This is a genomic window from Pantoea sp. E2023-21 (assembly GCF_051302795.1).
GTDB classification, from domain to species: Bacteria; Pseudomonadota; Gammaproteobacteria; order Enterobacterales; family Enterobacteriaceae; genus Pantoea; species Pantoea ludwigii_A.
In genome coordinates this window covers 1849685-1875334 of record NZ_CP195344.1, presented here as the reverse complement: position 1 = coordinate 1875334, position 25650 = coordinate 1849685, and the positions used below count along the sequence as shown (strand labels likewise).

Annotated in this window: 21 protein-coding genes and 1 tRNA gene; 12 read left to right on the top strand and 10 right to left on the bottom strand. The window is 53.0% G+C overall.

The window, feature by feature from the left end; translation table 11 throughout:
- Window positions 1-317 precede the first annotated feature (317 nt).
- From ACRQ84_RS08855 to ompC, 4 genes are all read left to right on the top strand, one after another.
- Entirely contained in the window at window positions 318-2111 is a 1794-nt protein-coding gene (locus ACRQ84_RS08855; RefSeq protein WP_483817784.1) for an Ig-like domain-containing protein, read from the top strand.
- A 72-nt stretch (window positions 2112-2183) separates the two neighbouring features.
- A complete protein-coding gene (locus tag ACRQ84_RS08850) occupies window positions 2184-4316 on the top strand; it encodes a type I secretion system permease/ATPase (RefSeq protein ID WP_483817783.1) in 2133 nt (710 codons plus the stop codon).
- Window positions 4313-5482 (top strand): beta-barrel domain-containing protein, encoded by a 1170-nt coding sequence (locus tag ACRQ84_RS08845; RefSeq protein WP_483817782.1) that lies wholly within the window; start codon window positions 4313-4315, stop codon window positions 5480-5482. Before ACRQ84_RS08850 ends, ACRQ84_RS08845 begins: the two co-directional genes overlap by 4 nt.
- 599 nt (window positions 5483-6081) lie before the next feature.
- Window positions 6082-7191, top strand: a complete 1110-nt coding sequence (gene ompC, locus ACRQ84_RS08840; RefSeq protein ID WP_064739309.1) for a porin OmpC — start codon at window positions 6082-6084, stop codon at window positions 7189-7191.
- A gap of 24 nt (window positions 7192-7215) precedes the next feature.
- Here the strand turns inward: ompC and ACRQ84_RS08835 are convergent, their stop codons facing one another.
- On the bottom strand, window positions 7216-7779 hold the full coding sequence (locus tag ACRQ84_RS08835; RefSeq protein WP_483817781.1) for a TetR/AcrR family transcriptional regulator: 564 nt from the start codon (window positions 7777-7779) through the stop codon (window positions 7216-7218).
- Window positions 7780-7872: 93 nt separating this feature from the next.
- Here ACRQ84_RS08835 and ACRQ84_RS08830 point away from each other — a divergent pair, with 93 nt between their 5' ends.
- A complete protein-coding gene (locus tag ACRQ84_RS08830; protein ID WP_483817780.1) occupies window positions 7873-8328 on the top strand; it encodes a nuclear transport factor 2 family protein in 456 nt (151 codons plus the stop codon).
- Window positions 8329-8331: 3 nt separating this feature from the next.
- Here ACRQ84_RS08830 and ACRQ84_RS08825 read toward each other — a convergent pair whose 3' ends face one another.
- On the bottom strand, window positions 8332-8490 hold the full coding sequence (locus ACRQ84_RS08825) for a hypothetical protein (RefSeq protein WP_196762337.1): 159 nt from the start codon (window positions 8488-8490) through the stop codon (window positions 8332-8334).
- A gap of 402 nt (window positions 8491-8892) precedes the next feature.
- On the opposite strand from ACRQ84_RS08825, the gene apbE reads away from it, so the two are divergent.
- The 3 genes from apbE (at window position 8893) to ACRQ84_RS08810 (ending at window position 12420) form a co-directional block, all read left to right on the top strand.
- On the top strand, window positions 8893-9930 hold the full coding sequence (apbE, locus tag ACRQ84_RS08820) for an FAD:protein FMN transferase ApbE (RefSeq protein ID WP_483817779.1): 1038 nt from the start codon (window positions 8893-8895) through the stop codon (window positions 9928-9930).
- A gap of 10 nt (window positions 9931-9940) precedes the next feature.
- On the top strand, window positions 9941-10582 hold the full coding sequence (gene alkB, locus ACRQ84_RS08815; RefSeq protein WP_483817778.1) for a DNA oxidative demethylase AlkB: 642 nt from the start codon (window positions 9941-9943) through the stop codon (window positions 10580-10582).
- Window positions 10583-10767: 185 nt separating this feature from the next.
- Window positions 10768-12420, top strand: coding sequence for a multidrug ABC transporter permease/ATP-binding protein (locus tag ACRQ84_RS08810; RefSeq protein ID WP_483817777.1), 1653 nt, complete (start codon window positions 10768-10770; stop codon window positions 12418-12420).
- A gap of 156 nt (window positions 12421-12576) precedes the next feature.
- Here ACRQ84_RS08810 and ACRQ84_RS08805 read toward each other — a convergent pair whose 3' ends face one another.
- Window positions 12577-13302, bottom strand: coding sequence for a 4'-phosphopantetheinyl transferase family protein (locus ACRQ84_RS08805; protein WP_483817776.1), 726 nt, complete (start codon window positions 13300-13302; stop codon window positions 12577-12579).
- Between the two features lie 77 nt (window positions 13303-13379).
- Window positions 13380-13583: a hypothetical protein gene (locus ACRQ84_RS08800; protein ID WP_008105079.1), complete on the bottom strand. Its 204-nt coding sequence runs from the start codon at window positions 13581-13583 to the stop codon at window positions 13380-13382.
- Window positions 13584-13872: 289 nt separating this feature from the next.
- Between ACRQ84_RS08800 and ACRQ84_RS08795 the strand changes: the two genes are divergently transcribed.
- Genes ACRQ84_RS08795 through arsC form a run of 3 tightly spaced genes read left to right on the top strand, consistent with a single transcriptional unit; the run spans window position 13873 to window position 15985 of the window.
- A complete protein-coding gene (locus ACRQ84_RS08795; RefSeq protein WP_483817906.1) occupies window positions 13873-14196 on the top strand; it encodes a metalloregulator ArsR/SmtB family transcription factor in 324 nt (107 codons plus the stop codon).
- A gap of 51 nt (window positions 14197-14247) precedes the next feature.
- Window positions 14248-15537, top strand: a complete 1290-nt coding sequence (locus ACRQ84_RS08790; RefSeq protein ID WP_483817775.1) for an arsenic transporter — start codon at window positions 14248-14250, stop codon at window positions 15535-15537.
- Between the two features lie 13 nt (window positions 15538-15550).
- Entirely contained in the window at window positions 15551-15985 is a 435-nt protein-coding gene (gene arsC, locus ACRQ84_RS08785) for a glutaredoxin-dependent arsenate reductase (protein WP_483817774.1), read from the top strand.
- A gap of 45 nt (window positions 15986-16030) precedes the next feature.
- On the opposite strand, the gene ACRQ84_RS08780 is transcribed toward arsC, so the two are convergent.
- The 3 genes from ACRQ84_RS08780 to ACRQ84_RS08770 form a co-directional block, all read right to left on the bottom strand.
- A tRNA-Pro gene (locus tag ACRQ84_RS08780) sits at window positions 16031-16107 on the bottom strand.
- A 70-nt stretch (window positions 16108-16177) separates the two neighbouring features.
- Entirely contained in the window at window positions 16178-17932 is a 1755-nt protein-coding gene (gene yejM, locus ACRQ84_RS08775) for an LPS biosynthesis-modulating metalloenzyme YejM (protein ID WP_483817773.1), read from the bottom strand.
- A 22-nt stretch (window positions 17933-17954) separates the two neighbouring features.
- Entirely contained in the window at window positions 17955-18182 is a 228-nt protein-coding gene (locus ACRQ84_RS08770) for a YejL family protein (RefSeq protein WP_036648480.1), read from the bottom strand.
- Window positions 18183-18340: 158 nt separating this feature from the next.
- On the opposite strand from ACRQ84_RS08770, the gene yejK reads away from it, so the two are divergent.
- Entirely contained in the window at window positions 18341-19345 is a 1005-nt protein-coding gene (gene yejK, locus ACRQ84_RS08765) for a nucleoid-associated protein YejK (protein ID WP_064739299.1), read from the top strand.
- A gap of 49 nt (window positions 19346-19394) precedes the next feature.
- Here yejK and ACRQ84_RS08760 read toward each other — a convergent pair whose 3' ends face one another.
- From ACRQ84_RS08760 to ACRQ84_RS08750, 3 genes are all read right to left on the bottom strand, one after another.
- Window positions 19395-23141: a S6 family peptidase gene (locus tag ACRQ84_RS08760; protein WP_483817772.1), complete on the bottom strand. Its 3747-nt coding sequence runs from the start codon at window positions 23139-23141 to the stop codon at window positions 19395-19397.
- A gap of 289 nt (window positions 23142-23430) precedes the next feature.
- Entirely contained in the window at window positions 23431-23715 is a 285-nt protein-coding gene (gene rplY / locus ACRQ84_RS08755) for a 50S ribosomal protein L25 (protein WP_455844757.1), read from the bottom strand.
- A gap of 131 nt (window positions 23716-23846) precedes the next feature.
- Window positions 23847-25601: a DNA repair helicase RadD gene (locus ACRQ84_RS08750; protein WP_483817771.1), complete on the bottom strand. Its 1755-nt coding sequence runs from the start codon at window positions 25599-25601 to the stop codon at window positions 23847-23849.
- Between the last annotated feature and the right edge of the window lie 49 nt (window positions 25602-25650).

Genomic DNA, 25650 nt, shown 5'->3' with positions numbered 1-25650 from the left:
CGCGGCTTACACGCGATTCTTTTGGCGCTGTCGCAAAGCATACATTTCCGGATTTTCGCCAATAGGCAATTACCACGTAAAACCGATATGTTAGTCATCCCATCGGCTCCCGGTGCGGAATAAAGCGAGATCGATATTATTTCTCCCCTTTGGGAGAACTTTGCTGTGTCTTAATTTACTTCTTGTTACCTGCAGGTAACCCGTTTTCATCAGGCGAAGCGGGCCGTTTATTAACGGCCTGTATGGCGCACCGGTCCGCTTAAATCATTAATAAGATTAATGACCGTTGCAATACATTCCCTGTAACGAGGTTATCCATGTCTTCACGTCAATCAGAACAACAATTAGCCGCGATTTTGCAATCGGCGGTCAGCCTTTATCCAGTGGCAGACCACTCTTCCAGCCTGCAAATGCGCAGCGTGGATACCACACCGCCCGCGGCGCTCCGTCCGTATGAGCCCATTGCGCAGGATGGGGTGATCGCCGCGTGGGAATCGGGCAAAAACATTCACCTGCGCGGCCGCGCCGAGTTCGAGCCGGGTGCCACCGTGACGCTGACTTTCAACGGAGAAAGCTGGCACAGCACGGTGAATAAATGGGGTTACTGGAATGCCACGATGCCGCCTTCCGTGCTCAACGGATTGGCCGACGGCGCATACTCGCTGACGCTGACCATCACCGATAAAGCCGGCAATAGCACTGATACTCAGGTGGGCTTCGGGGTTTACGTGGATAAAACCATTAAGCCAACACTGACAGTGGAACCCATCAGCGGCGATAACGCGGTCAGCGTGGCAGAAGGGATTTATGGCGTGGAGGTCCATGGCAGTGCCACGCATATGCCGGCGAACAGCCATATCACAGTGATCTTAGCCGGTAAAAAATATATCGGTGGGGTTACCGACAAAGGCGAATGGACCGCTCACATTGATGCGCAGGATTTGCAGGCGTTACAGGATGGCGTCTATAGCCTGAAGGTCAGCGCTACCGATCCCAATGGCAAAACGACGTCGTTTCAGCAAGATGTCACGCTGATTACCCACGTTAGTAGCTTGCCGCACATCAGTTTCGACAGCGTTACCGCAGATAATGTTATTAACAAAGAAGAGAGCCAAAACGATCTCACGTTTAGCGGCGATCTCTCCGTCGTGGTGCCGGGACAGCAGCTGCTGTTGTGCAGCTGCGATGCGGTGTATCACGCGCAGATAGGCAGCGATGGTCATTGGCAGGTCACGATTCCAGCCAGTGAAGTGGCGAGCTTCGTTTCACTGGGTGAAGTGCGCGTTTACGCGCTGGATGGCGCAGGAAACAGCACCGACGCGATGCTGGAACTGAATGTGGTGACCAAGCTGCCAGACATCTATTACGAAATTAACATTGGTGGCGATACCACGCTGAATCAGCAGGAAGCGCAGCAGGATCTTAGTTTCTATCTGGAAGGCGTGAAAGAGCTGACGCTCAATGGCAAAAACTATACGCCGGTCAATGGCATGGTGACCATCAGCGCCGAAGATCTGCAGGCGTTGCCGGATGGCGAAGTATCGCCGCTTGCCACGCGCTGGGATGAGTATGGCAATCATGACACGCAAATCATCGAGAACTTGTTCAATGTCGCCACTCATCAAGTACCGACCATTACGCTGAATCAACCGTTTGGCGACGGCGTGCTGGATGCGGTGGAGGTGAATAACTGGCATCTGATTCAGGGCAGCAGCAGCCATCTCGATCAGGGCAGCCTGGTAACCTTGACGCTGGGCGATCAGAGTTACAGCGCGACGGTAAAAGCCGACGGCAACTGGGCGCTGACCATTTTGGCCGGCCAGCTTGCACCGCTTGATGATGGCAGTTATCAAATGAAGGTCAGCGCGCAGGATAAAGCGGGCAATGTGGCGACGGCAACGCAGCCCGTAACTATCGAGAGTCATGAGCCCGCCGTGAACGTTAGCAGCGAGCCGTTGGAGACGTTGCGGGTAAACGTGAGCGACAGCGCGGCCAATCAGCACAACGCTGCCGCCGACAGTCGCGCGGTGGAAAGCCATTACAGCGTCAGTGATAGCAGTTACACCCTCGGCGATCATCTGCAGCAGCACACGGTTCAGACCCTGGCATAATCCGCACATCAACCACTAGCCACTTTGGCTAGCGGTTGCCAGCTCACTTTCATTTCTTATGGGACTCCAGGGATGACTGCACAACCCTTCAACAGCGACAACGGCATCGGGGCGATGCTGCGCGTGGCGGCACGCTTCGGTAAACCGGCTGACGGCAGCACGCTGCGCCAACAGATGCGCTGGTTTCAACATCTGGCACCTACGCAACAATTAGAACGTTTAGCCGGGCTGCTGGGCCTGCATTTCATACTGGTTCCACATAACAAATTGCGCTGGCGTCAGGAGATGGTGCCGGTATTACTGCTGCTGGAAAATGGCAGCGTGGCGTTGATTGAAGAGGTCGATAGCGACGGTGGCGTGCGTTACTGGCTGAGTGAAAGTGGTGAGGTGATCCGCGCTGGTCAACTGCATGATTTGTTAAGGCAGGCAGACATGCAGGTTGGGGTGATTGGTGTGGCGGCGCGCGCGCGTGATGCGCGAATCGACGAGTTTGTGCAGCCGTATCAACCGCACTGGTTTTGGCATAATTTTCGTGGCATGAAGCGGCGCATCGCGGAGATCAGCCTGGCTTCGCTGGTGGGAAATGTGCTGGCGCTGGCGGGCATTCTGTTTTCAATGCAAGTGTACGATCGGGTGATTCCGGCGCAGTCGCAGCCGACGTTGTGGGTGCTGTTTGCTGGCGTGGTGCTGGCGGCCGTAATAGAGTATTTGATTCGCCTGATGCGCACCCAGGTCTCCGATCTGATGGGTAAACGCATCGACCTAAAAATATCCGCCATGCTGTTTGCGCGGGCGATGAATATCCGCAACGAAGCGCGTCCACGATCCACGGGGTCTTTTATTGCCCAACTGCGTGAAATTGATCAGGTACGCGAACTGCTGACCTCAACCACGGTGAATGCCGCAGCCGACTTACCTTTTGTGCTGCTGTTCCTGCTGATCATGGCATCGATTGGCGGCTGGCTGGTGCTGATTCCGTTATTGGCGATTCCATTAATCGTCATTCCAGGCTTACTGGTGCAGATCCCCATGGCGCGGCTGGCACAGGAAGGTCTGCGCGAAAGCGCGCTGCGCCAGGCGGTGCTGGTAGAAACGCTTGAAGGCGTAGAAGACATCAAAGCGCTGCAAGCGGAACCCTATTTTCAGCGCCAATGGGAGCAAACTCATGAAGTCAGCGCCGCCATCAGCAATCAGCAACGATTGTGGGGCGCGCGCCTTACCGGCTGGTGCGCCAGCGTGCAGCAGCTCACCTATGCCGGCATGTTGGTGTTCGGCGTCTATCTGGTGCTCGACAATCAGATCACCACCGGCACACTGGTGGCGTGCAGCTTGCTTTCGTCACGCACTCTCGCACCGCTCATGCAGCTCACCATGGTGTTCTCGCGCTGGCAGCATGCTAAATCAGCGATGAAAGGGCTGGATGAGCTACTAAAAAAGCCGCTCGATCAACCCGATCATGCCACGCTGGCGCACTGTCCGGTGCTCACCGGCAGTTATCAACTGCAAAATGTGCATTACCGCTATGAAGAGGAGAGTGGGAATAGCGTGCTCAACATTCCACAGTTGCAAATCACGCCCGGCGAGCGCGTGGCAATCCTCGGTAAAGTCGGCGCGGGCAAATCGACGCTGCTGAAGATGCTGGCCGGTCAGGCGCGTGCCAGCCAGGGCAAGGTGCTGGTGGATGGCGTGGATCTCACCTGCATCGATCCGATCGATCTGCGACGTCAGCTTGGCTGGCTGTCACAGGATGCGCGGCTGTTCTTCGGCACGCTGCGCCAAAACCTGTTGCTCGGTAACCCGCACGCCAGCGAGCAGGAGATGCTGCAGGCGCTCCGCATCAGCGGCGCGTTAGCGCTGGTGCAGCAGGATGCCGCCAGCCTGGATCGCATTATCCATGAAGGTGGACGCGGCTTGTCGGGCGGCCAGCGGCAAATGGTGCTGCTGAGCCGTTTGATTCTGCGCCAGCCACAGGTGGTGCTGCTGGATGAACCGACGGCGGCAATGGACGAACAGCTGGAAGCGCAGGTGATTCGTCAATTGGCGCAGTGGGTAACGGGCCGCACGCTGGTGCTGGTCACGCATCGACCAGCGTTACTGCGTATGGTCGATCGCATCGTGGTGATGGATAACGGTCGCATTGTGGCGGACGGGGCGCGCGACGAGATTCTGCGGCATGCCGCATCGCACAAAGGAGATGCGGCATGAGCGTGGTGCTACTGGATAAAGATCTGGCACGGCGCGAACGTCGCACCTCGGCCATCATCTGGTTGTGCGTGCTGGCGCTGCTGGTTTTTCTGCTGTGGGCGCACTTTGCCGTGCTGGATGAAGTGACGGTCGGCATCGGCAAAGTCACACCATCCAGCCGCGCACAAATGATTGATAGCCTCGATGGGGGCATCGTCAAACAGCTCAATGTGCACGAAGGCAACATCGTGCAGCGCGGTGAGGTGCTGGCGACGCTCGATCCCACGCGCTTTCAAACCAATTTTGGCGAGGCGATAGCGCGGGTACGCACGTTGCGTGCCTCCTCTGAGCGTTTGCAGGCCGAGCTCAGCGACACGCCGCTGACGTTCAGTGCTGATATCCTGCAGCATCCCGAGCTGGTGGCGCGTGAAACTCAGCTCTATCAGGCGCGGCGGCAGAACTTTGTTGAGACCATCGGTAATTTGCAGCAATCACTGACGCTGGTGCAGGCCGAACTCAACGTAACAGAACCGCTGATGCTACGCGGTGCAGCGGGAAAGGTTGATGTCATTCGCCTGCGCCGTCAGGTTAGCGATCTGCGTGGCAAAATCGACGAAGCGCGCAACGATTACTACGTGCGCGCCCATGAAGAGCAGGTGAAAAACAACGGTGAACTGGACGCGCAGCTGCAGGTCGCGGCCGGAAAACAAGACCTCCTTACCCGCACCACGCTGATTTCGCCGGTGCGCGGCATTGTGAAGGATGTGCGTGTGACGACCGTAGGCGGTGTGCTGGAGCCGGGCGGCAAGCTGATGGAGATCGTTCCGCTGGAGGATCAGTTGCTAATTGAAACCCGCATCAATCCGCGTGATATCGGCTATATCCGCCCGGGTTTGCCTGCCGTGGTGAAAATCACCGCTTACGACGCTTCTATTTATGGTGAGCTGCGCGGTGAAGTCGAAACCGTCTCACCCGATACGCTACAGGATGAGGTTAGGCATGACGAATTTTACTATCGCGTCTATGTGCGCACGCAAAACGCTGAACTGACCAATAAAAGCGGACGCAAGTTCGCTATCATGCCGGGCATGGTGGCAAATGTTGAGATTAAAACCGGTCAGAAAACCGTAATGGATTATTTGCTTAAGCCACTGAATAAAGCCAAAGAATCACTGCGCGAGCGTTGAAAATAAGCACCGACTACTTTTCCAATAATCTTAGTTGTGCGCGGAAATTAACATTACTGATTTAAGGCTAACGATTGTACAAAATGTGCTGAAAACGGCAAATAATGCGCGTCAGAAATTGAGGTTAATTTAACCCATTCAATTAACTTTACGCGATATAGATGTTGAAGAGGAATTACGGACAAAAAAATGCCGGACCATCTAGTCCGGCGGGAAATTAGGGTAAATCAAATCATTCGGGGTGAATGAAGGTAATAATGAAATAAATGATGATAGCAGGGATAATTGTATGCTCTGGATGCCAAACAGTTTTGTCATTCAGTGCGGAAATGTAAATCATGTAATTTTATGTTTTTAAACGATTAAAATATATATTGGCAAAAAGTGCGATATTTTTTACCTATCCGTGCTGGTTATTAGTTCCCCGATATTTACACTTAGAAATAACTTTTAAATAAACTGAAACAGTTTTGGAAATTTAGTAGCATTTTCGTGATAGATTATTGCCCAACATAAAATAACAATGGCGTGCCGGCTGAATTTTTAATCGTTCAGTTAGCAGTGGCAAAAAATAAAGGCACATTAAAGAGGGTAATAAAATGAAACGTCGCGTTCTCTCCCTGATGATTCCTGCATTGCTGGTTGCAGGATCAGCAAGCGCAGCTGAAATTTACAACAAAGATGGCAACAAATTAGACCTTTACGGCAAAGTTGACGGACTGCACTATTTCTCCGATGACGCTGGCTCGGACGGTGACCAGTCTTACCTTCGTTTTGGCTTTAAAGGTGAAACTCAGGTGACCGATCAGCTGACCGGTTATGGCCAGTGGGAATATCAGGCGGCACTGAACACCGCTGAAAGCGAAGGCACCGCTAACAGCTACACGCGTGTTGGCTTTGCCGGTCTGAAATTTGGTGATGCAGGTTCATTCGATTACGGCCGTAACTACGGCGTGATGTACGATCTCGGCGCATGGACAGACGTGCTGCCAGAATTCGGTGGCGACACCTACGGCGCGGACAACTTCCTGTTCCAGCGTAGCAACGGCCTCGCAACCTATCGTAATACCAACTTCTTCGGCTTAGTCGATGGCTGGAACTTTGCGGTTCAGTATCAAGGCAAAAACGATAACCCAACCGAATCCTCTTCTGGCCGTGATGTACTGGGCGAGAACGGCGACGGCTACGGTCTGAGCACCACCTACGATCTGGGTTCAGGTTTTGGTATTGGTGCGGCAATGTTCCAGTCTGACCGTACCAACAACCAGAACAGCAACACATCCGGCATTCTCGGCCGTGGCGATAAAGCCGAAGCTTACAGCGGCGCGCTGAAGTATGACGCTAACAACGTCTATCTAGCGGCAATGTACAGCCGTTCGTACAACGCCACACGCTTCGGTTCAAGCGACGCAAGCGCTTACGGTTACGCTAATAAAGCGGATAACTGGGAATTGGTGGCACAGTACCAGTTCGACTTCGGCCTGCGCCCATCTCTGGCGTTTGTCTCTTCACGTGGCTCTGACATCGAAGGTTACGGTAGCCAGAACCTGAAGAAATACATTGATGTAGGCGCAACTTACTACTTCAACAAAAACATGTCGACCTACGTTGATTACCAGATCAACCTGCTGGACGACAACAACTTCACCGACGCAGCCGGTATCAATACCGATGACGTCGTAGCACTGGGCTTGGTTTACCAGTTCTAAGGGTGATGGAGCGTGACTCGACGGTCACGCTCCCGTTTTCAGCAGCGCATCCAACGCAGCACGCAGCACCTCGACCACGTGTTCCGCATCCTCACCAATCTGTACCTGCACAATTGCGCCCTCAACCAGCAATACAACCTGCGCCGTTTTCAACTGTTGTTCGGGTATCAGCTTGTCGCCGATCGCCTGTGCCATTTCACGCTTATGCTGACGAATCAGTTCGCTGGCTTCCGGTAACGTATTGCCCAACTCCGCTGCAGTATTAATAAACGCGCAGCCACGATAATCGTCATCGCTGAACCAGCTGAGTAACGCAGCGGGTAGGGCATCGATCACTGCTGCGTGCTGATGCAGCGCAGCGCGAAAGGCGAGCATCCAACGCTGATGACGCTGCTGTAAAAATGCCAGCACCAACGCATTCTTCGCTGGAAAGTGGCGATAGAAAGTCACTTTGGTGACGCCCGCTTCTGCAATTACCTTATCCACGCCGGTAGCGCGAATCCCTTGCTGGTAAAACAGCTGCTGGGCGCAAAGCAAGATACGATCGCGCGCGGATGCGGAGGCATCAAAGATGAGTGGCTCAAGCATAAAAATTCCTGTGTTTGCATGTAGACAGAATTGTCTACATACGGCAGGATGAATCAAGTAGACAGACCTGTCTACATAATCAGGAGGAATAACATGCTGGTGCCACCGTTCAATCAACAAACCGCGTTACAGAAAGTCCGCATGGCGGAAGATGCCTGGAACAGTTGCGATGCGCAGCGTGTTTCGCTGGTGTACAGCGAAGATACGCGCTGGCGCAACCGCAGTGAATTCGTTAATGGACGCGCAGAAGTTGTGACCTTCCTGCAGCGCAAGTGGGTAAAAGAGCTGGATTATCGACTGATCAAAGAGTTATGGGCGTGGCACGAGGATAAGCTAGCGGTGCGCTTTGCTTATGAATGGCATGATGACAGCGGTAACTGGTTCCGCAGCTATGGCAATGAGAACTGGCATTTTGCTGCCGATGGTTTGATGATTCAGCGTTTCGCCTGCATCAATGATCTGCCGATCAAGGCAGAGGATCGCCTGTTCCATTGGCCCGCCGGAACACGCCCGGACGATCATCCGGGCCTGAGTGAGTTGGGGCTGTAGCGGCTATCGCTCGCCGCGCCACTTTTTGGCTTTTGGTGCCAGTTGCGGCGGCGGGTTGGTGATGGCGTTCAGGCTACCTTCCATCGCCACGCCCGCGAGCGTAAAGGCGGAGAAGCTCAGCCAGTGCTGCCATTTACTGATTTGTGTTTTAGTCTTTTCCATTCTGCACCTCGCTGAAGTTCAACTCACCTTCAACAATGCAGAATTCATGCCAGCGCACCGCTCTCAGCGCCACGCGCCTTGCAGCGACTTTGCTACACTGCGCCAGCGCTGAAGCGGTGCAGGGTGGTGATTTTCTGGTGCAATAATTTAACGTCGGCGTGCAGGATAGTGCTGAATCAGGCGATGGCGGTAAGTCTGCCAGCATTTGAAACTGCCATAAATAAACAGCCCGGCGGTTACGGCAATAATCATATAAATCATCTGATGCTCCTGTAGGCATAACGTTGCAGGAACCGGTTATCCTGTGTCAGCGTTAAACCGACTTCAAGCAGCTTTAGACTGCTTTACAAGTGATTTATGCTTTGTAATTGACTGTAGTAATGCGTTACAGATGAGGAATTGATGCGTTTTCAGAATATTCTGCTAACTTGCCTGCTGGCATTTGGCCTCAGCGCTTGCGAAAAAAATGACACGCAGCCCGCGTTGGTGCTGGAAGGTAAAACCATGGGCACCGTGTGGCGCGTCAGCGTCGCCGGGGTTGATTCGCAGCGCAAAGCGGCGTTGCAGCAGCTGATTCAGCAACAGCTGGATCGTGATGACAGCGAATTATCGACGTGGAAAAGCGATTCGGTACTGTCCCACTTTAATCAATATCAAGGCAGCGCCCCGCAGCCGGTAAGCGCTGACATGGCCGATATCGTGACTGAGGCGCTGCGTATCGGTCATAAAACCTCAGGTGCGATGGATATCACCGTCGGCCCGCTGGTGAATCTGTGGGGCTTTGGCCCGACAAAGCAACCGACGCATACGCCCAGCGAAGCGGAAATCGTCGCCGCTAAAGCTGTGACGGGTTTGCAACATCTGCGCGTGATTCAGGGCGTTAATGGTCAGTGGCTGCAGAAAGATCTGCCCGGCTTGTATGTCGATCTCTCAACCATGGGCGAAGGTTATGCCACCGATCATCTGGCGCGCCTGATGGAGCAGCAAGGCATCACCGATTATCTGGTTTCAGTTGGCGGTGCGGTATTGAGCCGTGGCGTCAATGCCAATCAGCAGCCGTGGCGCGTGGCGATCCAGAAACCCACCGATCGCGAAAATGCGGTAGAAGCACGCGTCGATCTGCAAGGGCACGGTATCAGCACCTCGGGCAGCTATCGCAACTATTATGAACTGGATGGCAAACGCATTTCGCACGTCATCGACCCCACCACAGGAAGACCGATTGAGCACCAGCTGGTGTCGGCGACAGTGATTGCCACTACCGCGCTGGAAGCGGATGGCTGGGATACCGGTTTAATGGTGCTCGGCAGCGAACGCGCCAAAGCCTTGGCGTTAAGAGAGCATCTGGCGGTCTATTTGATCAGCAAACAGGGCGACGGCTTCACTCACTGGATGTCGCCGCAGTTTACATCCTTCCTCATCGATCAGGCATCTCAATAAAGGAGGCGTCATGCTGGATTTATTTAGTGACGAAGCGCCGTGGCAGGAACCGCTGGCGGAGGGTGCGGTGATTTTGCGGCGTCGCGCCCGCGATCAGGCCGATGCGCTACTGGTGGCGATTCACGACATCGCCGCTAAAAATCCTTTTGCCCATCGCATCACACCCGGCGGCCATCGCATGTCGGTGGCGATGACCAACTGCGGCGATTTTGGCTGGTCTACCGATTCGCGCGGTTACCAATATACCGAACAGGATGTCAGTAACGGACACCATTGGCCGCCGATGCCTACGCTGTTCCGCGAACTGGCGCAGCAGACGTCGCGTGAAGCGGGATTTACCGGTTTCAATCCTGATGCGTGCCTGATTAACCGCTATGAACCTGGTGCGAAACTAACATTGCATCAGGATAAGGATGAGAAGGATCTGCGCCAGCCCATTGTGTCCGTTTCGCTAGGGTTGCCCGCCGTGTTCCAGTTCGGCGGATTTGAACGCGGTGATGCCACGCAGCGCGTGTTGCTGGAACATGGCGATATTGTGGTGTGGGGCGGCCCCTCACGCCTGCGCTATCACGGCATTCTGCCGCTTAAGCCGGGCATTCATCCGCAGGCGGGCGCTTTCCGCTATAACCTGACTTTCCGCCGTGCGTTTTAAACTTTTATTTTTGTCAAAGCGTACATTTTTGTAGTGGCGCAATTTATTGCGCGATAAATCGCGGCGCTAGCAAAGGTGCGATGAAAAGCGTTTTGCTGAGGTAAATATTGGATGAGAATTATTCTTGCTATCAGCCAAGGCGACATTAAACTGCAGGCTGCTTTATTGACCGCTGGAACCCTTTGATGGCATTGCTGCAAGTCGTTTTTCGCCAGTACCGCTGGCCTTTTATTGGCGTCATTCTTCTCACGCTGTTGAGCGCCGTGCTCGGTATTGGCCTGATTGCTTATATCAATAATGAGCTGATCGTCGCGGTGAATACCTCGATTTCAGTGCTGCCGAGTTTCCTCGGTCAACTGTTCCTGCTGATGGCCGTGACGCTCGGCTCCCAGCTGGCGCTGACCATGCTCGGCCACCATTTTGTCTGGCGTCTGCGCGGCGAATTCATCAAACGCATTCTCGATACGCGTGTGGAGCGCATCGAACAGATCGGCAATGCGCAACTGTTAGCGGGTCTCACCAGCGATGTGCGCGCCATCACTATCGCTTTTGTACGCTTACCTGAGCTGATTCAGGGCATCATTATCACCCTCGGTTCGGCACTTTATCTCGCCTGGCTTTCTCCGAAGATGCTGTTGATCACTTGTCTTTGGCTGGTGGTGACGCTGGTGGGAGGCTGGCTGCTGGTTTCGCGGGTTTATCAGCATATGGCTAAGCTGCGTGAGATCGAAGATGACCTGTATCGCGATTTCCAGACCATTATTGAAGGGCGTAAAGAGCTGCAGCTTAACCGCGAACGCGCCCAGCTGATTTACGACAGCGTGTATCAGGAGAATGCTAAAAGCTATCGCCACCACATCGTGCGCGCCGACACCTTCCATCTCAGCGCGGTGAACTGGTCGAATATTATGATGCTGGGTGCGATTGGCATCGTGTTCTTTATGGCTAACGGGCTGGGCTGGGCCAACACGGCGGTGGCGGCGACCTATTCGCTGACGCTGTTGTTCCTGCGTACGCCGCTGCTGGCGGCCGTAGGCGCGTTGCCGACGCTGCTCAGCGCCCAGGTGGCGTTCCGCAAACTCAACACCTTTGCGCTGGCGCCGTATGAAGAAACGTTTAAATCTCTGCCGAACGTCAGCAACTGGCAAACGCTGGAGCTGCGCGACGTCTGCTTCCATTACGGCGAGCACGGTTTCCAGGTTGGGCCGATCAATTTGACGCTGCGTCGTGGCGAACTGGTGTTCCTGATTGGCGGCAACGGCAGTGGAAAGTCGACGCTAGCGATGCTGCTCACCGGCCTGTATCAACCGCAATCGGGCAGCATACTGCTGGATGGCAAGGTAATTGACTGGCAAAACCTTGATGCCTATCGCCAACATTTCTCGGCAGTGTTTACCGACGTGCATCTGTTTGACCGCTTAATTGGACATCAAGGCCAACCGGCCAATCCAGCGCTGGTACAGCAGTGGCTCGAGCGTTTGAAAATGCAGGATAAGCTCAAGCTAGTAGGCAACAAAGTGCTCAATTTGCAACTGTCAAAAGGGCAGAGCAAACGCCTGGCGCTGCTGTTGGCGGCGGCTGAAGAGCGCGACATCCTGCTGCTCGACGAATGGGCGGCGGATCAAGACCCTCATTTCCGTCGCATTTTCTATCGTGAGCTGCTGCCGTGGTTACAGCAATCGGGCAAAACGGTATTCGCGATCAGTCACGACGATCACTACTTTATCCATGCCGACCGATTACTGGAGATGCGCGAAGGTCAACTGAGTGAGTTGACCGGCAACGAACGCGAGATGGCAACACTGGATGCGGTGCAACGTACTGATACTGGCCATTAGCGCCAATCGGGAAAGCTTAGCGAAAACCCTTATTGGGCAAGACGTTGCGGAGTGAGTAAAGTCACCTCCAGCAGAAATCCTCGTTTCTGCGTCCCTGGAACACTTTTCTGTCGTCTTGTGTTGTCACCGGCTCAGCGTTATTTCTGAGCCGGTTTTTTATTTTGTCGGCAGCGGATGGGTCAGCAGCGTGATGACGCGCGTGCCAGTCAGCCAGAAACGCGCCTGTAGCAACACTTTCGTGGTGTAACGCCCATCAAAATCCTGACACAACCGCAGCGCTGCGCGGCCTTGCTTTATATCCAGTTCCACCACTTCCGCCTGATGAAAATCCATTGGCTGATGCAACTGCGGCCACAGGGCTTTATACAGGCTCTCTTTCAGTGAAAACAACAGCGTAGCAGCCTGCGCAAAAGGCAAGGGTTGCGCCAGCAGGCGCTGCTTTTCCGCCGCGCTCATCAACATCTCGGCGGTTTCATCGGCAGTTTCCTCCGCCATTATCTGCTCAATATCCACACCAACACATAATGGCTCCCGCGTGGCGGCCACTACCGCAACATTGTGCGTGTGCGACAGTGAGGCTTGAATCCCAGCCGGCCACAACGGTGAACGATCCGGTGCATTGCGCAAGATAAAGTGCGGTATACCGAGTTGTGCGATTCTTTGCTGCACCAACCAACGGCTCGCCAGATGCTCGGCTTTGCGTTTGTTAACCGCGCCCTGAAGCGGTGCGGACAGCGGCAGTTGCCATGCCTGATGCAAATCAGCGTGCCAATGTTGTAGATCGAATTCACACCAGGCGATCGGCAATGCATCTGGCGAGATGCCAGCAGCACGGATAAAAGCGGAAGAGGGCAGGGCAAGCGGTGTTTGAGAGGTGAACATAAAAAATCACGGCTGACGGAAAACGTAGTTTTACCAGTCAGCCGGAGTGAGAGCAAGCCAAAGGGGCTCGCCCACTTTTAGTTGTTTGGCGGAATAGCCATACCTTTAATCTGCACCACGAAGTGCTGATGGCCTTTGGTGATGCGCGCACCGCGATCGCACCAGCGGCTGGCCAAACGGAAGAAATCGTCGCTGCCGATATCATAAGCCAGTTCAACCTTATTGATACCCGAGTGCAGGAGCTCTTCCGCATCCTGCAGGTTTTTTGCTTTGATGACCATAGTGGTTTCCATCGAAAAAACAGGAGTGCTAAGAGTAAGAGAGTTCTGTGACAGTTTTGTTTCATTTTGATGAAGCGCGGTCATCTTTATCCCAAAATGTGATCTGGCTCGGATAAGGTTGCTTTCGGTAAATGACTGATTAAGCGCTAATAATCATTCATTCCCTGGCGATAATCTGATAGTGCCTTTGCGGAAATGAATTCAGGTGAACATCGCCAGACTTAACGTAGTCCTTTACTTTGAACATATATGAAATAACATATGTGTTGTATTTTCATTGGAACCTACGCTGATGCTTCCTGTTCAACTTTTCAAATTGCTTGCCGACGAAACGCGCACGACGATTATTTTGTTATTACGAGAAGCAGGAGAGCTTTGCGTCTGCGACCTCTGCTCAGTCACCCTGCAATCGCAGCCGAAGATTTCACGCCATATCGCCTTACTGCGTGATGCTGAGCTGATTGTGGATCGACGTGAAGGTAAGTGGATTCACTATCGTCTCTCTCCGCATATGCCGGCCTGGGCTGCATCGATTATCGATACCGCCTGGAATAGCCAACGTGATGAAGTGCGCAAGTTGCTGAAAAACGCCGCCACCACGGGTTGTGAATAATCACCTGATAAATACGAATTTGCGAATATTAAAGGCGTGAGGGGGAGCGAAATGTTTCTGGCAACTGCAATTTTTGTTTTAACCATCGTATTTGTCATCTGGCAACCGCGTGGCCTGAGTATTGGCTGGACGGCAACGATCGGGGCTTTACTGGCGTGGGTGGCCGGTGTCATCCAGATAAACGATATTCCCGCTGTCTGGCACATTGTCTGGAATGCCACGGCGGCCTTTATTGCCATCATTATCATCAGCCTGTTGCTGGATGAATCCGGTTTTTTTGAATGGTGTGCTTTACATGTAGCGCGATGGGGCAATGGGCGAGGTCGGCTGCTGTTCACGTACATCGTGTTACTCGGCGCGTGTGTGGCTGCGCTTTTTGCCAATGATGGTGCTGCTCTGATACTGACACCGATAGTTATCGCGATGCTGCTGGCGTTAGGCTTCGGTAAAGGCGCAACATTGGCTTTTGTCATGGCAGCAGGTTTTATCGCCGATACGGCGAGCTTGCCATTGATCGTGTCTAATCTGGTCAATATCGTTTCTGCTGACTTCTTCAAATTGGGATTCAACGATTACGCAGCGGTAATGGTGCCGGTTGATATTGCCGCTATCATCGCGACGCTGGCGGTGCTGCACCTTTTCTTCCGAAAAGATATTCCTGCCCGCTATGAACTTTCACGACTTAAACGACCCACTGAAGCCATAAAAGATCCCGCCACCTTTACAGCCGGTTGGCTGGTGTTGTTGCTGCTCTTGTTGGGTTTTTTCCTGCTAGAGCCGATGGGCATTCCAGTCAGCGCAATCGCGTCGCTTGGTGCGTTGATTCTCTTTATCGTTGCCAAAAGAGGTCATGCTATTAACACCGGGAAGGTGTTACGCGGCGCTCCCTGGCAGATTGTTATTTTCTCGCTTGGCATGTATTTAGTGGTGTATGGCCTCAAAAATGCCGGGCTGACATCCTATCTCACCGATTTATTGAATGACTTTGCTCATCGCGGCTTATGGTTTGCCACCTTTGGTACCGGTCTGGTTACCGCGCTGCTTTCATCCGTGATGAATAATATGCCGACGGTGCTGGTGGGTGCGCTGTCGATTGACGCTAGCGCGGCGCAAGGCGTAGTAAAAGAAGCGATGATTTATGCCAATGTTATCGGTTGCGATCTTGGGCCGAAAATTACACCCATTGGCAGTCTTGCCACATTGCTTTGGCTACATGTTCTTGATCAAAAGAACATCAAAATTAGCTGGGGTTACTATTTTCGCGTTGGCGTGGTGATGACACTACCTGTACTGCTTGTCACGCTCGCTGCACTGGCACTTCGCCTCACGTTGTCTCACTAAGCCGAGAAACACCATGACGGACATCACTATTTACCACAACCCAGCGTGTGGAACCTCACGCAATACGCTTGCGTTAATCCGTAATAGCGGAGTTGAACCCTCCGTGATTCTGTATCTTGAGACGCCGCCCGACAGTAAAACGCTCAAGGCCTTGATTAGCGCGATGGGTATCAGTACCCGTGCGTTATTGCGTAAGAATGTTGAACCCTACGCTCAGTTGGGTTTGGCGGAGGAGCGTTTCAGCGATGAGCAATTAATTGAGGCGATGGTGAACACGCCCATCTTAATGAATCGTCCCATTGTCGTATCGCCGCTAGGCACTCGCTTGTGCCGACCTTCAGAGCTCGTCCTCGATATTCTGCCAGACGCGCAGCAGGGCGCGTTCACAAAAGAAGACGGCGAAAGGGTGATAGATGATAAAGGAAAGAGAGTGCATCCAACCAGCTAGCTGACAATAAAAAAGCAGCCCTAAAGGCTGCTTTTTTGGGGATTTTGGTCGGCACGAGAGGATTTGAACCTCCGACCCCGGACACCCCATGACCGTGCGCTACCAGGCTGCGCTACGTGCCGAACGAGGAAGAATATTACTGTTTCCGCGCAAGATTGCAATATCAGCAGAATTTAACTGCCTCATAATTAATCAGTTTGCGACAAAGCGTTTCTCTTCCGTCAGTACCTGCAGCAACAGCGCCAGCTGCGGTTTATGATCTTTTAGCTTGTTACCCTGCGCATCATAGGCGCTGTAGCTGCCATTGTTATTCAGCACCAGCGTCACGGTTGGCGTAGTGACCACCAACTTGCCATCCTCGCTACTCGCCACCCAATCATGGCTGCGTTGCGCGGCAAACAGATCCTCACCCTGCGAGTAATTTGCGGGGTTAGTGCGTACATGCAGCAGACGCTGCATCAGCGTGGTCATCACGTCCTGCTGATCGGTGAGGCGATCGATAGTTTGTGCCGGCGTATTCGGCCAGTGCACCACCAGCGGTACCTGCAACGTCGCACGATTACCGGGATTATCATCGTTGCTATCCAGATTGACCGCACGCTGAGCGGTAATCACCACCACAGTATTTTTTAATAAGTCGCGTTGTTGCAGCGTTTGCAGCACAGAACTGATTTGCTCATCAACACCGCTTGCCTGACGTGCGTAACTACGCTGGCGCGCCTTCAGATTGTCGCCATTCACCGCAACACCATTCAGGGCAATCCAGGAGAACCACGGTGCGCTATTCGCTTTCTGACCATTAATCCAGTTTTGCCACTGAGTCACGGTGGTGCTATTCGGCTGGGTATCGGCCTGCGGTAACGAGTAATCGGCTAACAATGCCTGACGATACAACGGTTGGCTAAAGCCATCTGATGAGAACAAGCCAAATTGATAGCCTTGCGCGTTTAACGCATTGAGCAGGGCGGAAGGTGTGCGTGAGGCTAAGACGCCATCTATATAGCTGGAAGAGATGCCGTAGAATAAGCCAAATAAGCCTTTTTCTGGCTGCAGACCAGCACTGTAATGCTGGGTGAAGCGTACATTTTCGCTGGCGAACTGATTGAGTGACGGCAGCGCCTTTTCCACCGTGGCGTTGTTCAGGCCATCAACCGTCAGCACCAGCAGATTGTGGCGTGTACCGCCATCACGGAACGTTATATCACTCAGCGGATACTGCAATGACAACGCTTCCGGATCGCCCTGTTGCACCAAACGGCGCTGATACTCTTGCGCATCCAGCAAGCCATGACGCTCAAGGAAGCGACGTGCGGTCATTGGATAGGAGAGCGGCAGATTGGCGCGCTGCATGGTAATTGGGCGATAGAAATTGGCATCGGCCCAGATATAGAGCAGATGACTGGCGAAGAAGGCACTGATAAACAGGGCGGCCAGCGGTTTACCGAACGAGCGCCGATTGAGACTGCGCAGCTTTTGCCAGCTCCAGGTCGCGAACAGCATCTCGACGAGGAAAATCAGCGGCACGCTGATAAACATCAGTTGCCAGTCGCGCGCCATCTCGCTTTGATCGGGGTTGATGACCAACTCCCACACCACCGGATTGAGGTGCAAATGGAAACGGCTGAATACTGCGCTATCAACCATGATCAGCGTCAGCCCGGCGGTGGCAATGATCGCCGACAACACCCTAAGCAATCGCTGCGACATTACCACAAAGGTGAGCGGGAAAATGATCAGCAGATAACCGGCAAAGACGATGAAACTGAAATGACCGATCCAGCTGGTATATGCATAGATACGTCCCGCGAGTGACGCGGGCCAGTCGGCGACCAACAGGTAGCGGCTGCCTAAAATTAACGCGAAGATAATATTAAACAGGGCAAACCAATGCCCCCAGCCGATCATCTGGGAGACTTTTTCGCGGTAGCGCTGCCGGTTGGTTACCATATTATGAGGTCAAATCTGCATATTAATGAGCGTTATCGTCGCGTACGGATGACTGCAGCGCATCCGCGAAAGATCGTGCCAAAGTACGGCGTTGAGCCGGTGAAACGCTGGTATTGATCAAGTTAGTTACCATGTTACCCAATACCATCAGGGAAAGGTCGGTTGGCGCTTTGTCTTTTTCAAGAATCTGCGCCATCTCTGCGAGGAGCTTTTCCACGCGTTCGTCACTGTAACGGGATGATTGTGGCATATCGTCGTCTAATCAAGGGTGAAAAGGCGGTATATTACCGTAACAACGTACTTTTTTCCGCAATTTTATCGCAAGCAGAGCGATCAGTTTGTGCTGGCAGTTGAAAGCGGCTGCGGGCGGTGTTTGAATACGCGCCTGAGCTAAAAGGAGAGTCTACCATGAGTCTGGATATCAACCAGATTGCCCTGCATCAGTTAGTTAAACGTGATGAAAACCAGCTGGAACTGGTACTGCGCGACACCTTGCTGCCGGCAACCCGCGCGGTTGAAGAGATGGCAGAAGAGTTGCATCGGGTTTACAGCGCCAAAAGCAAAGCTTACGGCCTGTTTAACGAAGAGAGCGAACTGGCCGATGCGTTGCGTAATTGCCGCAAAGGGGAAGATGACTTTCTGGCGTTTAGCCGTGCTGCTACCGGTCGTCTGCGCGATGAGTTGAGCAAGTATCCATTTGCGGAAGGGGGCGTGGTGCTGTTCCTGCACTATCGCTATCTGGCCGTCGAGTATTTGCTCATTGCGGTATTGAACAGCCAGTCGAGCATGCGTGTCAACGAGCAGCTTGATATCAGCAGCACGCATTATCTCGATATCAATCATGCGGATATCGTGGCGCGTATCGATCTTACCGAGTGGGAAACCAATCCGGAATCCACCCGTTACTTAACCTTCTTGCGCGGTCGCGTGGGGCGCAAAGTGGCGGATTTCTTCATGGATTTCTTGGGTGCCAGCGTTGGTCTGGATACCAAAGCGCAAAACCGTGGGCTGCTGCAAGCGGTAGACGATTACTGCGCCGAATCTGACCTCGATAAAAACGAGCGTCAGAACTACCGCCAGCAGGTTTACAGTTACTGCAACGATCAGCTGCAGGCGGGTGAAGAGATTGCGCTGCACGATCTTTCCAGCGAATTACCGCCGCTGGGGGAGAAAACCTTCCAGGCTTTTACTCAGGAACAAGGTTACGAACTGGAAGAGACGTTCCCAGCCGATCGCAGCACGCTGCGTCAGTTAACCAAATTTGCCGGCAGCGGCGGCGGACTCACCCTGAATTTTGACGCCATGTTGCTCGGCGAACGTATTTTCTGGGATCCAACTACCGATACGCTGACCATCAAAGGCACGCCACCGAATCTGCGCGATCAGCTACAACGTCGCACCAGCAGCAAATAAAAAATGCCGGGTGAATCACCACCCGGCATCTCTCCTCTTGCGTACGATTTTAGAATGTATAACTCAGTGTGCTGTCCAGCGCGCTATCGGTGCTGAAGTTGCCGCCGCTGCTGTGTTTAGCGTTCACGCTCAGCGACCAGTTTTCACTGAGTTCACCCTCAATCCCGACACGGAACCGGTAGCGGTTATCGCCCCAGCTTTGATAATCACGGCTGGCGTGGCTGTCTGCTAGCGTCAGCGTTGAAGCGCTGCTGCCTGGCGAGAACTGCTTGCTGATACTGGCGTACAGTGAAATACCCGGTAACGCCGCACCTAACCCGCGCTGCTTAATTTCAATGCCGGGCGTCACGCTCCACGGCGTAGCCGCCGCGAGCTTGACGTCAACGTCGTAACCTTGCAGCTGATAACCTGGCATGTATCCCACGCTGGTTTCCAGATTCGGTGCTAGCGTTAAAGCATCGCTAAGCGCAAAGCGATGTCCCAGCTTCGCACCGGTGAGCAGCATGTGGCTGCTACGCTGTGAACCTTGAATTGCCAGCGCCGGATCGAGATGCAAATCCTGACGCAGATGGAGATAGCGTGCGGCGATATCGGCAAACCAGCCGTTGTCTGCCAGCCAGGTTGCGTAGCTGCCCAGCGTGCTCAGCTGATGGCTGACCGATCCTTCACCTTTGGCGCTGCCTTGTCCGCGGCTGGCCATCACGCCTAAGCGCCAGAGGCCTTGTTGTGTATCGGCACCCAGTTCAGCGTTCTGCTGGTTAATTTTCACGCCGCCGATACCGCCACGATTGTGACTGACGTTACCCCAGACGCCGGACATCTGCGGATCGTTACGCAGCATCCCGGCGCGGTCGTGCAATGTGTTAGCCGTCTCGTTAATTATGTAGTGACGTGAGGCGAGCAGGGCACGGGTATGGTTAATTAATGCCTGATTCGCGCTGACGTTGAACCAATCTTCGGGATTACCCGGTTCCGGCACCGGATCGATCACCGGCTCAGGTTTCGGTTCAGGAACGGGATCGATCACCGGCTCAGGTTTCGGCTCAGGAACGGGATCGATCACCGGTTCAGGTTTCGGCTCAGGAACCGGATCGATAGTCGCTTCCGGGGTTTTCACAATCACCCATTTCACCCGGCCCTGCTCCTCAATAACCTGATGATGGGGTGAATAGATGGAAAAGCCACGCATCACCGGAGACAAAGTGAAGTAATCATGAGCAGTGCCTGCGGGGGCATTCAGCAGGACGATATCGTTACGCACGACCTTCGGGAACGTCTCGCCCAGCATAAAGCCGAGGTCGATGGTGTTACCTGAACCCTGTGCGGATTTAACAATGTACAGACTGTCACTGATCCCGGTTTGCGGAGCAATGCCGAGGCCGATTTGCAGATTGCTGGCATCCAGATGTTCGACCATCAGCTGCTTTGCCGTCCATGTCAGCGCCTGCGTCGCCAGGGTAGAGATAATGCCACCGTGAGCAGCGCTTAAGCGCGGGAAAGCGCTGCTGGCGGTCATGTGCCAGAACGCGGTGCTATCCATATTGACGCTGGCGAAAGGCTTGCCGTTGATGCTGCCGGTATAATTGACTTTACCCAGATGGAGCTGCGCATTATCTCCAAGTTGAATATCGCCTTCAACGATACTGGCGGGCAGTCTACTTAACTGCGTAGCATCACGCTGAGCGACAGCACAATCACCGATATTGCTGCCATAGGGGGTGAAGCAACGTAAAATTTTTTGCCTATCATCATGGCTCTGGTTATAGCCCAAAGATATCAGGCTGTTCGCGCCTGCCTGGATGTCCGCTTTGACCTCGGCATATTCGCCAACCTGCACACGGGTATTATCCGCCGCAATGATCGTTTTGGCGTTAAATGAAGAGGTGTACCAGTCATCCTCAATTATCGCTCCACCAGCGTGGGGAACAGGCTGGCCGGACAGCGACAGCGTGCCGCCATTCACATTAATATTGCCGTTCAGATTAGCCCCGCCGACCAGGGCGAGCGTTGAACTAGCGATCGAGGGCGCAAACGTCACATCCATCTTGCCGTTAATGCTATCGGCATCGCTTGCCCCGAGATAGCCGCGATAAATAAGCTGGTTGTAAAATGAGGCGCGGTAGGCTTTAGCTTCTTCCGCATCAAAACCGATGTATTTCCAGTAATTATTATCTTGTTGATTGGTGGGGAACCAGCTGTAATTATTGCGCAGCAACTGAAAATATTCGTAGCGCTTAGAAACGCTATTCCAATCAATATAAATATCGCCAACCTTTCCGAGACGGTCACCCGACCACTCCCGTATTGGAATGTCATCCGGGACATATCCAGTGACAGTCAGGTTAACGGATTTGTCAGCATCTTCATTAACTATGTGAGCACCACCATCGGTATGGTTGATGAGCTTCATTTGTATATCATTGCCGTGCAGGTCGAGCTTCCCACCACGATATCCAAAGAAAACTTGATCGCCATCGATCTGATTTTTGCCCTGAAGCACCACGGTTGGACGTCCGCTAGTAATGTACAGTTTTGAAAAAGCACGCTGATTACCGCTATCGTCAGCTTGCTGATCAAGAATTACCGTACCGTCACCCACATTGAGGCCACCGGCATTGTTGCCCTTAGCATTAACGTGCAGCGTTCCAGCACCAATTTTATGCAGGTCATCATCTGCTAAGCCATTAACTTGCCAAAGCACTCGCTTGCCGTTATCTACCTCGATGCCGCCGCCAACCCAGGTGGCGTCGATACCTTCAGCCGACTTCAGCGTGTAGTTATTGGAGAACTGCAGTTTGCCTGCACCAAGATTAACCGCATCGTTCAAGACAATATCGCCGCCGGCACCGTTAAAGCGGAGATCTTTGCTGGCATCCAGTTCATCAAACGTGGCAGCAGAAGGAGCCAGATGACGATATTTTTCCTCAAGTCCCTGCCAGCCCCAGGATTTGCTACCTTGTTGAATGCTTCCAGTGAACCAGTCAATTTGCCCTTGGTTTATCTCATCAATCACATCTGGGGAGGTATTAGCCGCTACAATACTGTCGTAGAAACCATCGGGAATTAATGCTCCTCTTGCTTGTTTATCATAAGGAATTTGGGAAGGGGAGCCAGCCGAATGCACGCCTGCTAATTTCCATTTTTCATCTATTTGGTCATAGACGTAATAAGGGCTACCACTATCACCTGACATAGTCGACATTGATAACGGGGAAGAGAGACGATGACCGGGTGCATATTGAATAAAATAGAAATAGTTTTTGGTAAACTCGATGGCGTCGATATTGATAGTTCCACCAGTCAAGAAGTCATAAGCACTTCCGACCGGTATCAATGAGGTAAGATCATCACTAATTTGCCGTTGATAACCTGCTCCAGCACGAACGTAGGCAACATAACGTTCTTTATGGCCTGCCTTAAGTTCACTCGTTTCAACGCGATCGACTGGGGCTGCCTCCGTCACGACTTTTATCAGACGAGACGCTTTAAAATCCTGGTCGATAGATTTATCAACCGGATTATGGTTGATAATTGCATACTTCTTTGAAAACTCAGACGGTCCACCATAAGCAGGATTCAAGCTTTGCTCATGCCGAGCGCCTAAAATATAAGATGATCCAGTAAGGGCAGAAAAACCGCGGCGAGCAATACTGCTCATATCCGGCATTGGGAAATTAAGAAATGCCTCAAAATCACCATTTTTTTTATAAATTGGGATATTCGCTTCACCAATGCGGTATTTACCCAGATTCTCGGCAAAATCACGATAATCCTGCACATCAATATCGTGCCGCATAATTCCGGCGTGGGAGGCGAGACAATAAAAAAATGTCCCGTAGAAGAGGGTAGGGGCTATTTTCACACACGTTCCTTTTAGCTGAGATCCTGGGCAAAGCAGGAAATAAGCCGCGATGATTTCAGGAACGACGGCAGAAGCCGGTGCAGAACGGTCTTAAATTATTTAATCAGTCTGGACTGGCGATAAAGAGCGGAAAAGAGAGCAGAAGTGTGAGGGGAGTAAACAACAGGCAAAATAAAAGGGCCGGTTTCGCAACCGGCCCTTTTACTTTCAACTCATTCAGCGATTATGCGCGAACGAAGTCGATGTGGTGCAGTTTTGGCTTGAACGGATGACGCTGTACCGCCTGAGCTTTAACTTTGATCTCTTTACCATCAACAGCGATGGTCAGCACTTCAGTGTAGAACTCAGGTTTAACCTGCACGTTCATTACTGCGTCGTGATCGAGTTCGATAGCAACGGGTGCTTCATTTCCGCCATAGATGATGGCTGGGAATTTGTTTGCTACACGCAGGCGGCGGCTCGCACCCTTACCCTGGTCTTTACGTACTTCAGCGTTAATAGTGAACATTTGGTATCTCTTCAATAGTTCCTGCTACAGGCGACCCAGCAACAGGACGGTTATTCAAACTGCTTTTACGGATGCAAAAGCGGGCGGCATTATAGCCCCAATGGGGTCGCAGGGGCAAATGATTCCGCCACTCAACGCAGCTCATTGGCGCGACGATAACGACCTTGATAATCAAACATTTTTTCGCGGATCTGCCAAAAATGGCCTTTAGCGCGCGCCACCACGAAGTCCGGATGGCGCAATAACGGCTGCAGGGCGATCACATCCGCAGCGGTTTGCCAACCCAGTTCCACGCCCGGCGCGCGCTGGTGCGGACGCATAAACACCTGTTCGAAAGCTTTACGTTGCGCCGGCGTTTGCAGGCGAAAACGCTCGCTAACGCTGGTGCCATCTTCATCAAAATAGGTGGCTTTCAGCCATTCGCCTTTATCATCGCGTCCTTGTTCCAGCGTCATGCCTGCGCAACGTAACACGCGCGCATCTTTCAGTTTCAGCGCGGCTTTCAGCATGTCATCCGCATCGACCAGAATTTTGTCGCATTCATTGCAGCGCCGCGCGGCAATATCATTCTCGGCACCGCAATCCGGGCAGCTTTTAAAGCGGAAGCGGTAATCACACTGTTCACGCTCGCCTTCATCATCTTCCAGCACGCCCTGACAGCGGCGACCAAAATGCTCGATGATGTGACCATCTTCGGTTGCTTTGCCCCAGAACGTGTTGGCAAATCCGCAGGCAGGACAGAAAACCTGCACCGGCTGATTATCGCTGGCTCCTTTTGGCGCACCCACTTCGGGCGTGAAAAGATCGTGCGGGTTCCCTGCGTAATCAAGCACCAGACAATCGGTTTTGCCCGGCGCAAGACGTAAGCCGCGACCCACAATCTGCTGATACAGGCTGACGGATTCGGTAGGGCGCAGAATGGCGATTAAATCAACATGGGGCGCGTCAAAGCCTGTGGTAAGCACCGCGACGTTGACTAAAAACTTCAACTGCTGGGCTTTAAATTCACCAATCAAGCGGTCACGATCTTTCACCGCCGTTTCCGCCGAGACCAGCGCGCTATTTTCAGGCAGCAGCGTGAGGATCTCACGCGCATGTTCCACGGTGGAGGCGAACACCATTACGCCACGTCGATCTTCAGCAAACTCAACGATCTGCCGGATAATATGCGGCGTCACGCGATGCTGTTGTTTCAGTTCGCGGTTGAGGTCGGCTTCGCTAAACAACCCATTATTTTGCGGGATCAGGCGGCTAAAATCGTACTGCACCACCGGCATATCTAACCGCTCAGGCGGCACCAGAAAGCCGTGTTTGATCATATAGCGCAGCGGCAGCTCATAAATACAGTCGCGGAACAGCGCTTTCTCATCCCCGCGCACCATACCGTGATAGTGGAACTGATAAATCCAGCCTTTGCCGAGACGGAACGGCGTGGCGGTCAAACCCAATAAGCGTAACTGTGGATTGTGTTGCCGCAGGTGGGCGAACAGGAGCTGATACTGGCTCTCCTCGTTATCGCTGATGCGATGACACTCATCGACAATCACCAGTGAAAACGCGCTGTCGAAGCGATCGAGATTGCGCGCGACCGACTGCACGCTGCCAAACACCACTTTGCTTTCGCTCTGTTTGCGCTGCAGACCCGCGGCGAAGATATCTGCCTCAAGGCCGTAGGCCTGATATTTGCTGTGATTCTGCTCCACCAACTCTTTAACGTGGGCCAGCACTAATACCCGTCCGCGTGCTAACCGTGCCAGTTCAGCAATCACCAAACTCTTACCTGCACCGGTCGGCAGCACAATGACCGCAGGCGTAGCATGGCGGCGAAAGTGGTTGAGGGTGGCGTCAACCGCCTCTTGTTGATATGGGCGCAGGGTGAATGACATCGGGGCAAACTTTTTTCTGGAACGGAGGCGCATTATGGCATGAAAGCGC

Coding starts and splice junctions, on each gene's coding strand:
- ACRQ84_RS08855 (WP_483817784.1), top strand. CDS start 318: ATGTCTTCACGTCAATCAGAACAACAATTAGCCGCGATTTTGCAATCG.
- ACRQ84_RS08850 (WP_483817783.1), top strand. CDS start 2,184: ATGACTGCACAACCCTTCAACAGCGACAACGGCATCGGGGCGATGCTG.
- ACRQ84_RS08845 (WP_483817782.1), top strand. CDS start 4,313: ATGAGCGTGGTGCTACTGGATAAAGATCTGGCACGGCGCGAACGTCGC.
- ompC (WP_064739309.1), top strand. CDS start 6,082: ATGAAACGTCGCGTTCTCTCCCTGATGATTCCTGCATTGCTGGTTGCA.
- ACRQ84_RS08835 (WP_483817781.1), bottom strand. CDS start 7,779: ATGCTTGAGCCACTCATCTTTGATGCCTCCGCATCCGCGCGCGATCGT.
- ACRQ84_RS08830 (WP_483817780.1), top strand. CDS start 7,873: ATGCTGGTGCCACCGTTCAATCAACAAACCGCGTTACAGAAAGTCCGC.
- ACRQ84_RS08825 (WP_196762337.1), bottom strand. CDS start 8,490: ATGGAAAAGACTAAAACACAAATCAGTAAATGGCAGCACTGGCTGAGC.
- apbE (WP_483817779.1), top strand. CDS start 8,893: ATGCGTTTTCAGAATATTCTGCTAACTTGCCTGCTGGCATTTGGCCTC.
- alkB (WP_483817778.1), top strand. CDS start 9,941: ATGCTGGATTTATTTAGTGACGAAGCGCCGTGGCAGGAACCGCTGGCG.
- ACRQ84_RS08810 (WP_483817777.1), top strand. CDS start 10,768: ATGGCATTGCTGCAAGTCGTTTTTCGCCAGTACCGCTGGCCTTTTATT.
- ACRQ84_RS08805 (WP_483817776.1), bottom strand. CDS start 13,302: ATGTTCACCTCTCAAACACCGCTTGCCCTGCCCTCTTCCGCTTTTATC.
- ACRQ84_RS08800 (WP_008105079.1), bottom strand. CDS start 13,583: ATGGTCATCAAAGCAAAAAACCTGCAGGATGCGGAAGAGCTCCTGCAC.
- ACRQ84_RS08790 (WP_483817775.1), top strand. CDS start 14,248: ATGTTTCTGGCAACTGCAATTTTTGTTTTAACCATCGTATTTGTCATC.
- arsC (WP_483817774.1), top strand. CDS start 15,551: ATGACGGACATCACTATTTACCACAACCCAGCGTGTGGAACCTCACGC.
- yejM (WP_483817773.1), bottom strand. CDS start 17,932: ATGGTAACCAACCGGCAGCGCTACCGCGAAAAAGTCTCCCAGATGATC.
- ACRQ84_RS08770 (WP_036648480.1), bottom strand. CDS start 18,182: ATGCCACAATCATCCCGTTACAGTGACGAACGCGTGGAAAAGCTCCTC.
- yejK (WP_064739299.1), top strand. CDS start 18,341: ATGAGTCTGGATATCAACCAGATTGCCCTGCATCAGTTAGTTAAACGT.
- ACRQ84_RS08760 (WP_483817772.1), bottom strand. CDS start 23,141: ATGCGGCACGATATTGATGTGCAGGATTATCGTGATTTTGCCGAGAAT.
- rplY (WP_455844757.1), bottom strand. CDS start 23,715: ATGTTCACTATTAACGCTGAAGTACGTAAAGACCAGGGTAAGGGTGCG.
- ACRQ84_RS08750 (WP_483817771.1), bottom strand. CDS start 25,601: ATGTCATTCACCCTGCGCCCATATCAACAAGAGGCGGTTGACGCCACC.